The organism is Pseudomonas sp. D(2018) (assembly GCF_005502555.1).
GTDB lineage: Bacteria > Pseudomonadota > Gammaproteobacteria > Pseudomonadales > Pseudomonadaceae > Metapseudomonas > Metapseudomonas resinovorans.
In genome coordinates this window covers 93843-103238 of the sequence record NZ_SCOK01000019.1, presented here as the reverse complement: position 1 = coordinate 103238, position 9396 = coordinate 93843, and the positions used below count along the sequence as shown (strand labels likewise).

General features: G+C 67.0%; 10 protein-coding genes. 5 read left to right on the top strand and 5 right to left on the bottom strand.

All coding sequences use genetic code 11. The features are described 5' to 3' along the window. Positions 1-149: 149 nt before the first annotated feature. A complete protein-coding gene (locus FFS60_RS14540; protein ID WP_137822352.1) occupies positions 150-581 on the bottom strand; it encodes a DUF4399 domain-containing protein in 432 nt (143 codons plus the stop codon). 128 nt (positions 582-709) lie between these two features. Here FFS60_RS14540 and FFS60_RS14535 point away from each other — a divergent pair, with 128 nt between their 5' ends. Then, positions 710-1246: a transporter substrate-binding domain-containing protein gene (locus FFS60_RS14535; RefSeq protein WP_137822351.1), complete on the top strand. Its 537-nt coding sequence runs from the start codon at positions 710-712 to the stop codon at positions 1244-1246. A gap of 3 nt (positions 1247-1249) precedes the next feature. Here the strand turns inward: FFS60_RS14535 and FFS60_RS14530 are convergent, their stop codons facing one another. Beyond that, on the bottom strand, positions 1250-1741 hold the full coding sequence (locus FFS60_RS14530; RefSeq protein WP_028629520.1) for a DUF523 domain-containing protein: 492 nt from the start codon (positions 1739-1741) through the stop codon (positions 1250-1252). 225 nt (positions 1742-1966) lie between these two features. Between FFS60_RS14530 and FFS60_RS14525 the strand changes: the two genes are divergently transcribed. Next, on the top strand, positions 1967-2524 hold the full coding sequence (locus tag FFS60_RS14525) for a DUF6160 family protein (RefSeq protein ID WP_137822350.1): 558 nt from the start codon (positions 1967-1969) through the stop codon (positions 2522-2524). A gap of 10 nt (positions 2525-2534) precedes the next feature. Here FFS60_RS14525 and FFS60_RS14520 read toward each other — a convergent pair whose 3' ends face one another. After that, on the bottom strand, positions 2535-3152 hold the full coding sequence (locus FFS60_RS14520; RefSeq protein WP_028629518.1) for a 2OG-Fe(II) oxygenase: 618 nt from the start codon (positions 3150-3152) through the stop codon (positions 2535-2537). A 207-nt stretch (positions 3153-3359) separates the two neighbouring features. Between FFS60_RS14520 and FFS60_RS14515 the strand changes: the two genes are divergently transcribed. Next, on the top strand, positions 3360-4115 hold the full coding sequence (locus FFS60_RS14515) for a DUF2059 domain-containing protein (RefSeq protein WP_028629517.1): 756 nt from the start codon (positions 3360-3362) through the stop codon (positions 4113-4115). Positions 4116-4137: 22 nt separating this feature from the next. Here the strand turns inward: FFS60_RS14515 and FFS60_RS14510 are convergent, their stop codons facing one another. Further along, positions 4138-5079 carry an alpha/beta hydrolase gene (locus FFS60_RS14510; protein ID WP_137822349.1) on the bottom strand — a complete coding sequence of 314 codons (942 nt, stop codon included), beginning with the start codon at positions 5077-5079 and terminating at the stop codon, positions 4138-4140. A gap of 121 nt (positions 5080-5200) precedes the next feature. Between FFS60_RS14510 and FFS60_RS14505 the strand changes: the two genes are divergently transcribed. Further along, positions 5201-5776: a DUF6436 domain-containing protein gene (locus tag FFS60_RS14505; RefSeq protein WP_137822348.1), complete on the top strand. Its 576-nt coding sequence runs from the start codon at positions 5201-5203 to the stop codon at positions 5774-5776. Here the strand turns inward: FFS60_RS14505 and FFS60_RS14500 are convergent. Continuing rightward, positions 5773-6813: an AraC family transcriptional regulator gene (locus FFS60_RS14500; RefSeq protein ID WP_051246745.1), complete on the bottom strand. Its 1041-nt coding sequence runs from the start codon at positions 6811-6813 to the stop codon at positions 5773-5775. The two genes, FFS60_RS14505 and FFS60_RS14500, sit on opposite strands and share 4 nt — an antisense overlap. Positions 6814-6924: 111 nt before the next feature. Between FFS60_RS14500 and FFS60_RS14495 the strand changes: the two genes are divergently transcribed. Further along, positions 6925-9306 (top strand): penicillin acylase family protein, encoded by a 2382-nt coding sequence (locus tag FFS60_RS14495; RefSeq protein WP_137822347.1) that lies wholly within the window; start codon positions 6925-6927, stop codon positions 9304-9306. The last annotated feature ends 90 nt before the right edge of the window (positions 9307-9396 follow it).

Below are 9396 nucleotides of genomic sequence, written 5' to 3'. Positions count from 1 at the left end.
GTTGATCGAGCTGATGGGATAAATCCCGCTCCTCGCTTTCGATTACCCAGAAACGCCAACGCCCCGAACCAGTCGGGGCGTTTGCTTGGCCTGCACTCAGGGAGTTTTCACACAGCCTGTTCGGCCTCCCTTTCTCGTTTCCGACGTCGTTACTTGACCGTCACCGTGATCGTTTCCGAAATCACTGGCGGGTCCAGCGGTACGTGGTTCCTGTCGCCTACCAGCAGCCGCAGGCTGTGCTTGCCGGGCGGCAGGGTCAGTTGGGTTTCCGTCTGGCCCTTGCCGAAATGGCGGAGGTTGTCAGTCATGGGCAACGGCATGTCCATCGCCGGCGCGGCGTCCTGATCGATCAGCAGGTGATGGTGGCCGGTGGCGGGCGCATCCACGCCGGCGGGCGCGACGCCCATGCCCTTGAGGCCGAACTTGACGGTAAAGGTCTGGCCGACAGTGGCGCCATTTGCCGGTTCGATGAAGTACACCTGCGCGCCTTCGGGCGAGGGGGTACGTGGAACGGCAGCCTGGGTGGCGGTAGCGGCGCCAAGCAGAAGGGCGCCAACGCTCAGGAAAGACGAAGTCCTCATTACACATCTCCATGTTTTTGTGAACCAGACACCAGACCCTATGCAACCAGATAGGTTCACTTGCTGTCCGAGCATGCGCTGCACCCCGCGCCAGCCGAAGAAATCATAACGAAACGAGGAAGTTCCCCATGCGCCTGCTGCACTGCCTGCCCGCCCTGTTCGCCCTGCTGAGCCCCCTCGCCCAGGCCGAACTGCTCGACGATATCTGGGAACGCGGCAGCCTGCGCATCGCCCTGGAAGACAACAATCCGCCCTACAGCTACCGCGAGGGCGGCAAGCTGGTCGGCTTCGACGTCGAACTGGGTCGCGCCCTGGCAACGGAGCTGAACGTGGAGGCGGACTTCGTGGTGGACGACGGCGGCAAGATGCCGGACGGCCTGCAGAGCGGCCGCTACGACATTGCCCTGGACCAGTTCGAGCCGTCGGAAGAAGGCCAGGACACCCTGGAATTCAGCGAGCCCTACCTCTTCCCCCAGGCCGAAGCTGTAGGCGAAAGCGGCGCCGCGGCCCCCATGACGATTCCCTTCCAGAAGGGCAACCCGGCCTTCCGCGACAGCCTGAACCGCGCCCTGACCAAGCTCCGCAGCGAGCGCAGGCTCGGCGCGCTGTCCGAGCAATGGCTGGGCAAGGACCTCAGCCAGGCACCGGCCGCTGCCTCGCGCTGAGCCTCAGGCGTCGTCCAACTCGGCCAGGCGCGCTGCCGCCTCGGCCAGTTCCTCTTCGCTGAACACCTCGACACCGACGCGGCGCAAGGCCGCAGCGGTGACGCCCTCGCCAGCGACACGAACGCCGCTGAAGCTGCCGTCATAGTTCTCGCGATTGCCGCAGGAGGGGCTGCGCGCCTTGAGCAGCGCGATGCGAATACCGTAGGTGGCCACCAGTTCAAGGGCGATGCGCGCCCCGGCAACGAATTCGGTCGTCACATCCTGGCCGTCGTCGGTAAGCACCGGCAGCTCGCCGTCCAACACCGCAGCACCACGGCCGCCGGCAATCTCTGCCGGTGCCCGCGGTGTCGGCAGTCCACCGGCCACCTCCGGGCAGAGCGGCACGATGCGGCCCTCCACCTGCCAGCGCTCCAGCACACCGAACGGCCCGTGTGTGCCGCCGTCATAACGCACCCGCTGCCCCAACAGGCAACGGCTGACCAGAATCTTCTGCATCCTCTTCTCCAAAGGGGCGACACTTGAGGTCACCCCGGGTAACACCCATTCCGCTGGCGCGAACCGGGCACTGATCGAAGGTAGGGCCTTGAGCGGACAACTGCCAAGCCACTTCTTGGGGAAGCCGACGAGCTTCCCCATCCTTAGACGGGAAGCGCCCTGCGTCACTGGCTGTGGCTCACGCGGCGCTCCAGACTCTGCGCGCAACCTGCACAGGAGCGTGCCATGCGCAGAACAACACACAACCTCCGCCTTGCCCTGGCTTGCGGCACCGCCCTGCTCAGCGGTACCGGCCAGGCCGCCCTGGAATCCCTGGACAACCAGGCCCTCAGCGCGATCAGTGGCCAGGCCGGGATCAACCTGCGCCTGGACGTGATGGCCCGCATCGACAGCATCAGCTGGAACGACGATGGCGGCAGTCTGTCGCTGCGCAACGTGCGCATCGACAACGGCTGCCTGAAACCCGGCGATTGCCCCAACGGAGCTGGTGGCAACTTCCCCCTGGGTCCGGCGCAACTGGGCCTGACCGTCCCTGCGCTGGGCGCCGACCAGCCGACGCTCAAGCTGGACGTGGTCAAGTCCGCTTCAGGTACCCAGCAGATCCGTCTGGAGCTGCCCGACCTGACCACCATCAACGAACAACTGCAGGCCAGCTTCATCCCAGCCCAACGCATCCGCGTGCGGGTCGCCGCCGACATGCACATTGGCGAGAGCCGGCTTGGCAGCCTGGAAATCCGCGACATCACCGACCTGCGCGGCAACTTCCGGGTCTGGGGCCACTAGCCCCCGGCGCTCAGAGCGCTCCGCCGCGCCGCCGGAACCAACCTGCCAGGGACAGCCGCTCACGGTTCGCCGGCAAGACTTCGTGGGGTAACTCGGCGGACAGGAACACCACCAGACTGCCGCCCTCGGGCTGCACGTCATGTTCGCCGTCGGCCAGGTACAGGCGCAGAGCGCCGCCCTGATCCGGCTGCCAATCGGCATTCAGGTACGCCACCACCGACACCGCACGACGGTCGTCGTCGCGGAAGCGGTCCAGGTGCTTCTGGTAGAAGGCGCCGGGAGGATAGAGGGCGAAATGGCACTCGAAATCCTCCAGCCCCAGGTAGAGCTCACGGTTGAGCCGCTGGCGCAGCTCGTCCATCAGCGCCAGGTAAGCGTCGCTGGCGGCCGACTGGCCGGGCTCCAGCCAGTGGATACGGTCGCCACGCACCCCCTCGCGAATCTGCTGTCCCTCGCCACGGCCGACCGAAGCCGGCGCAAGACTCCCGGCAGCGGAGCGGGCGCGGCATTCTTCGGCCAAGGCGGTAGTGAGGTCAGCAGGCAACACGAGGTGCTGGTGGGACCAGCCCTGATTGGCCAGGTCGTCGACGATAAGGGCGGTCAGCGGGGATTCGGCAGGTGCAGTCATGATGGCGGCATTCTACCAGCGCATAGGACATCGCCTACATGACTTGCGGCAGTTTCCGACACCTCGACAATAAAGCCCAAGTCCGCTGAGAATAGCCGCACGCTCAACCCCGCCTCACCTGCCCACCGCCAACGCCTTCCCCCGCCGAACCGATGCCGTACGAGTGGGTCCGATACGAACAGCGGACTGCGTCATCAAGGAGTTTTCATGCGCCTGCTCTTCGCCGTTACCCTCCTCCTCTTCGGCCTGCCTGCCCTGGCCGACGATCACGCCAACCTTTACCAGGCGGCCGGCTGGCCAGAACAGCGTGCGCACTTCAACGACGCCCTTGCAGCGGCTCAGCAGCGCTATCAGAAGACCCTGCCGCCGGCGGTCTACCAGGCCCTTGTGGACAACAGCAACCGCCGCTTCCAGCCCGAGGCCATCGACCAGCGCGCCCAGGCTGCCCTCCGCGGCCAGTTGCACGACCCGCGCCCGGCCCTGGCCTTCTTCCAGTCGCCTCTGGGACGCAAGGTCATCGCCGCCGAAACCCTGGCCACCCGACGCGACCAGTTGGCCCTGCATGTCAACGGCCTGCCGCGCATAGAGGCCGACGCCACGCGACGCCTGCTGATCCGCCACCTGGCCCAGGCACTGCCGGCCCGCGAAGCCGGCGCCGAAGTCAGCCTTGCCCTGGCCGGCGTCGCCGCTGACAGCTTGAGCCAGATGCTCCCCGGCCTGCTGGGGAGCGGCCAGGCCCAGGGCATGATCGACGGCCAGCGCCAGCGGCTGATGGAGCAGATTGGCAATGACCTGGATAACACCCTGCTCTATGTCTACCGCGAACTGTCCGATCCGGAACTGGAAGAGTTCGTCACCTTCGCCGAATCCGCCGATGGCAAGGCCTACTATCAGGCCGCCCTGGCTGCCGTGCGCGCTGGCCTTGCCGTCGGCCAGGACGCCTCCGCACAGCAGGGCCTCTGAGCCGTCGGACAACGACTCCGGGCTAGCCCAGCCGCTCCCGCAAGAACCCGAAGTACCGCTCCCGATAGGCTGCCGCCTCGTTCACCAGATGGTGGCCGGCCCCTTCCAGCATCAGCACCTCCGGCCGATCGAACTTATCCGCCAGCACCCTCAGGTTGTGCCGCCAATCCACTGTCATGTCACCGCTCCCCTGGATCACCAGGGGCCGGCGCGTGCTGCGTTGCGCGTTCTCGATGCACGGCACCCAGCGCGCCAGAGCTCCCACCCAGGCGGTGGGCAGGGTCTGCGGCTGCAGCGGGTCCTTGTGGTGGACGAACTCGATGAACTCGGCGTCGCTGGAGTTGACGCTGAAGCGCCGTGGAATGCCTTCGACGAAATGTCGCATCAGCTGGTAGCTGAACTTCGACCAGCCCCAGGCGCACGGCCGCACCAGCGGGGCGAACAGCAGGGTCTCGCCCAGCTCCGGACGCGGCGCACCGGTCAGCAGGTAGTCCAGCAGGATGGCACCGCCAGTGCTCTGCCCAGCCAGGTGCCAGGGTTGCGGCAGGTTCAGGGCGGCAGCCTCTCCCAGCAGCGCCTGGAGCGTGGCCTGATACTCGGCGAAATCGCCGATGCTGGCTCGCGCGCCGCTGGATAGCCCATGGCCCGGCAGGTCGCAGGCGATCACCGCGAAGCCCATGCCCAGTGCCCAGTCCACCAGATGCCCATAGAGCCCCATGTGGTCGTAGTAGCCGTGCAGCATCACCAGACTGGCGCGGGGCTCGGGCGGCAGCCAGAGCTGGGTGACCAGGGAGTACCCGGCCACCTCGACACAGCCCAGACGGCTCTGTACGCCGGGATGGCGCGTGGCGAAATCCAGCCGGTAGAACGCGCGATAGCTCTGCGCCTGGCGCAAGTCGGCAGCGCCTGCGGCCAAGGGTCGCAACAGAGGACGCAGGAGATCGGGCTGGAACGGGTCTGGCATCGGGTTTTCCCTGAGTGAAGCAACGCTATCCACAGGACCACCTGGGTCCCTGGCCGGCTGCCGATATTCTGCTGCCCGGCGCAACGTGGCAAGCTACGCGCCCCCGCACAGGCCTTTCACCATGCGTGCACCCAAGCCCAAGACACTGATCACCAGCCTCGTCCTCCTCACCTGCGTCTGCGCCATCCTGCTGGCCCTGCGCTGGTACGAGTCGCGCTATGTCCGCCCCTTCAATACCCAGGCCACGGTCTTTTCCGGCGAGCAACTGCGCCTGCCGGCCGAGCTCGCCGGACCGGGACCGATCCGCCTGGTGCATTTCTGGGACCCGGCCTGCCCCTGCAATGCCGGCAACCAGCAACACCTGGCCGAGCTGATCCAGCGCTTCGCCCCCCAGGGCGTGACCTTCCATGCGCTGCAAAAGCCCGGCAGCAAGGGCCAACTGCCGCCTGGCCTGGAAGCCCTGCAACCCCTGGTCGAGGTGCCCGGCGCCGGGCAACTGCCGGCGGTGCCCGCTGTCGGCATCTGGGACCGCGACGGCCGTCTGGCCTACTTCGGCCCCTACAGCGAAGGCGCCGTGTGCAATTCGGCCAACAGCTTCATCGAGCCGATTCTCGAGGCCCTGCTCGACAACCGCCCGGTGAGCGCCAGCAGCACCCTGGCGGCAGGTTGCTTCTGTGCCTGGCGGAGCCCGTCCTAACCCGCTCGCAAACGCTCCCGATAGGCCTCCGGTGGCATCCCGTACCAGCGACGGAAGGCCCGGTAGAACGGCGACAGCTCGGAAAAACCGCAGGCCCGGGCCACCTCACGCATCGCCTTGCCGTCCTGCAGCAGTTCCACCGCGCGGACCTGCTGTACCGACTCCCGCACCCGCCGCAGGTTGCTGCCCTGCTCCGCCAAGGCCCGCTGCAGGGCACCGCCGCTGAAGCCCAGTTCGGCGGCGCAGGCTTCGAGTGAGCAATCCGCCTGGCCGAGGCGTACACCCAGCAGGTAGCGCAGACGGTTGAGCAGGTCGTTGCCCACCAGCGCATCCAGCTGCGTCTCCGCATGTTGCCAGAGCACCTGATGCAGTTCCGGATTGGCGGTGCGCGAGGGGCGTTTCAGCAACGCCGCCGGGAACAGCAACGCATCATGCTCACAACCGAATGCCGGCAGCAGGCCAAACAGTCGCTGGTGCTCGCTCACCCGCGCCGGTCGCCCATGACGGAACTGCACGCCCTCCAGGCGAAATTCGCCGTCGGTGATGAAGCCCAACAGCTTGGTGAACAACAGCGCCAGGCATTCCATCTGCTGGCGCAGGGAAGAGAATCCCAGGTAGTTGAGGTCGATCACCAGGCGCGCCTGCGCCCCCGCTACTTGCAACTGGGCGACGAAGCCACCGGAAAGGATGTGCTGGAAGCGCAGGAAGCTCGCCAGCGCCTCGCCCAGGTCGCGGCTGGCCAGCAGCAGGTAGCCCACCACGTCGAGCAGGCGCGGCTTCATTACCTCGCCCAGGTGCAGGCCGATATCGGGGTCGCCGATCAGCGTGTCCGCGGCCAGCCAGAACTGCGGCGCATCGTCGTGGCGCAGGCGGCCGTCCACCGGCGGCGGCCCGAGGCGACGGTGCTGGTTGACGCCGAGATAGATCTTCCCCGGGTCCAGGCCGAGCTCCGCCAGCGCCTCGTAGAGCAGACGGCGCAAGGTGGCGGAATGGGTCAGCGGAACGAAGCTGGCAACATCGGGCTCAGCGTTGGACATGGCGGCTCCTCGGAATTGACCGAAGACTTTCAGCTTGCAGGTCGCCGGTCAATGCCCGCGAAGGTCGGCTTGGGGAGAATGCCGCGACCATAACAACAAGGAGATTCGTGCATGAAACGCACCCTGACTGCCCTGGCCGTCATCATCGCCGCGACCGCCGCCGGCGCCACCTGGTACAGCGAGAGCAAGAAGCCCGTGCGCGACGGCGAACTTTCCCTGGCCCATCTCCAGGCTCCGGTGACCGTCCACTACGACGAGCGCGGCGTGCCGCACATTCAGGCCGCCAACGAAGCCGACATGTACCGCGCCCTGGGCTTCGTCCATGCCCAGGACCGCCTGTTCCAGATGGAAATGCTGCGCCGCCTGGCCCGTGGCGAACTGGCGGAAATCCTTGGCGCCCGCCTGGTGGACACCGACCGCCTGTTCCGCACCCTGGGCATTCGCGCCCACGCTGACGAGTACGCCCTCAAGATGGACAAGGACAGCCCGGCGACCAAGGCACTGCAGGCCTACCTCGACGGCATCAACCAGTATCAGGACAACCGCCCGGCGCCGCTGGAGTTCGACCTGTTGGGCATCGAGAAGCGCCCCTTCACCGTCGCCGACACCCTCTCCGTGGCCGGCTACATGGCCTACAGCTTCGCCGCCGCCTTCCGCACCGAACCGGTGATGACCTATGTGCGCGACGAGCTGGGTGCCGACTACCTGACCGCCTTCGATGTCGACTGGCACCCCGAAGGCGTGATCAGCCAGCCCCTGGCCAGCGCCGACTGGCAGGACCTCAACCGCCTCGCCCAGCTCAGCCAGCAGGCGCTGGTGGAAGCCAGCCTGCCGCAGTTCGAGGGCAGCAACGCCTGGGCCGTGTCCGGCAGCCACACCGCCAGCGGCAAGCCACTGCTGGCCGGCGACCCGCACATCCGCTTCGCCGTGCCGGCCGTGTGGTACGAGGCGCAACTGGCCTATCCGGGCTTCGAGCTCTACGGCCACCACCAGGCCCTCAATCCGGTCGCCTCTCTCGGCCACAACCGGCAGTTCGCCTGGAGCCTGACCATGTTCCAGAACGACGACCTCGACCTGATCGCCGAGAAGAGCAACCCGGACAACCCCAACCAGGTCTGGTACCAGGGCCAGTGGGTGAACCTGGAAAGTCGCGAGGAAACCATCACGGTCAAGGATGGCGAACCCGTAAAGCTGACCCTGCGTCGCTCGCCCCACGGCCCGATCATCAACGATGCTCTTGGCGCCGCTGCCGGCAAGACGCCAATCGCGATGTGGTGGGCCTTCCTCGAAACCGAGAACCCCATCCTCGACGCCTTCTACGACCTCAACCGCGCCAGCAGCCTGGACCAGGCCCGCGCCGCCTCCGAGAAAATCCACTCGCCCGGCCTCAACATCATCTGGGCCAACGCCAGCGGCGACATCGGCTGGTGGGCCTCGGCCAAGCTGCCCCAGCGGCCGGAGGGCGTGAACCCCACCTTCATCCTCGACGGCAGCACCCACGAGGCGGACAAGCCCGGTTATCTGCCGTTCAGCGCCAACCCGCACGAGGAAAACCCGGAGCGTGGCTACATTGTCTCGGCCAACTACCAGCCTCTGTCGCCCACGGGCGTGGCGATTCCCGGCTACTACAACCTGCCGGACCGCGGTCAGCGCCTGAACGAGCGCCTCGCCAAGCCCGGGGTCAAATGGGATGTGCAGAACAGCCAGGCACTGCAACTGGAAACCGGCACCGGCTACGGCCCGCGCCTGCTGGCGCCATTGCTCGACGAGCTGCGCGCGGCGGCGGCCGACGACCGGGAGAAAGCGCTGGTGGAACAACTGGCAGGCTGGGACGGCGACCACGCGCTGGACTCGGTGGCCGCCACCCTGTTCAACCAGCTCACCTTTGAACTGGCCAATGCGGCCATGCGCGACGAACTGGGTGACGCCTTCTTCGACAGCCTGCTGCAGACCCGCGTGCTCGACACCGCCCTGCCGCGCCTGGCGGCCGACGCCGGCTCGCCCTGGTGGGACAAGCGCGATACGCCGCAGAAGGAAAGCCGCGCGGAGGTGGTCAAGGCCGCTTGGCAGGCCAGCCTCGCGCACCTGAAAAAGACCCTCGGCGAAGACAGCTCGAAATGGCTCTGGGGCACCGGCCACACCCTGACCCACGCGCATCCGCTGGGCCAGCAGAAGCCGCTGAACCTGCTGTTCAATGTCGGCCCCTTCGCCGCACCGGGCGGCCACGAGGTACCCAACAACCTGTCCCACCGCGTCGGCCCGGCGCCCTGGGAGGTGTTCTATGGCCCCTCGACGCGACGCCTGGTGGACCTGGCCGACGCCGAACATGCCCTGGGCATCAACCCGGTGGGCCAGAGCGGCGTGCCCTTCGACCGTCACTACAAAGACCAGGCCGAGGCGTACCTGCGCGGTGAGTACGTGCCGATGCACTTCGCCGAGGATGAGGTGAAGGCCAATAGCCAAGAGACGCTGAAGTTGGTGCCTGGGAACTAAAGCCCTGCCCCTCTCCCTGAACGGGAGGGGGGTGACCCGCACCTGGCTAACAACGCGCACCGCTCTTGCCCCCTCTCCCTGAGGGAGAGG

What these genes read in the sequence shown, in the direction of transcription:
- FFS60_RS14530 (WP_028629520.1), bottom strand. Translation starts at nt 1,741, where the DNA reads ATGCAGAAGATTCTGGTCAGCCGTTGCCTGTTGGGGCAGCGGGTGCGT.
- FFS60_RS14510 (WP_137822349.1), bottom strand. Translation starts at nt 5,079, where the DNA reads ATGCCAGACCCGTTCCAGCCCGATCTCCTGCGTCCTCTGTTGCGACCC.
- FFS60_RS14505 (WP_137822348.1), top strand. Translation starts at nt 5,201, where the DNA reads ATGCGTGCACCCAAGCCCAAGACACTGATCACCAGCCTCGTCCTCCTC.
- FFS60_RS14495 (WP_137822347.1), top strand. Translation starts at nt 6,925, where the DNA reads ATGAAACGCACCCTGACTGCCCTGGCCGTCATCATCGCCGCGACCGCC.
- FFS60_RS14535 (WP_137822351.1), top strand. Translation starts at nt 710, where the DNA reads ATGCGCCTGCTGCACTGCCTGCCCGCCCTGTTCGCCCTGCTGAGCCCC.
- FFS60_RS14500 (WP_051246745.1), bottom strand. Translation starts at nt 6,813, where the DNA reads ATGTCCAACGCTGAGCCCGATGTTGCCAGCTTCGTTCCGCTGACCCAT.
- FFS60_RS14540 (WP_137822352.1), bottom strand. Translation starts at nt 581, where the DNA reads ATGAGGACTTCGTCTTTCCTGAGCGTTGGCGCCCTTCTGCTTGGCGCC.
- FFS60_RS14520 (WP_028629518.1), bottom strand. Translation starts at nt 3,152, where the DNA reads ATGACTGCACCTGCCGAATCCCCGCTGACCGCCCTTATCGTCGACGAC.
- FFS60_RS14515 (WP_028629517.1), top strand. Translation starts at nt 3,360, where the DNA reads ATGCGCCTGCTCTTCGCCGTTACCCTCCTCCTCTTCGGCCTGCCTGCC.
- FFS60_RS14525 (WP_137822350.1), top strand. Translation starts at nt 1,967, where the DNA reads ATGCGCAGAACAACACACAACCTCCGCCTTGCCCTGGCTTGCGGCACC.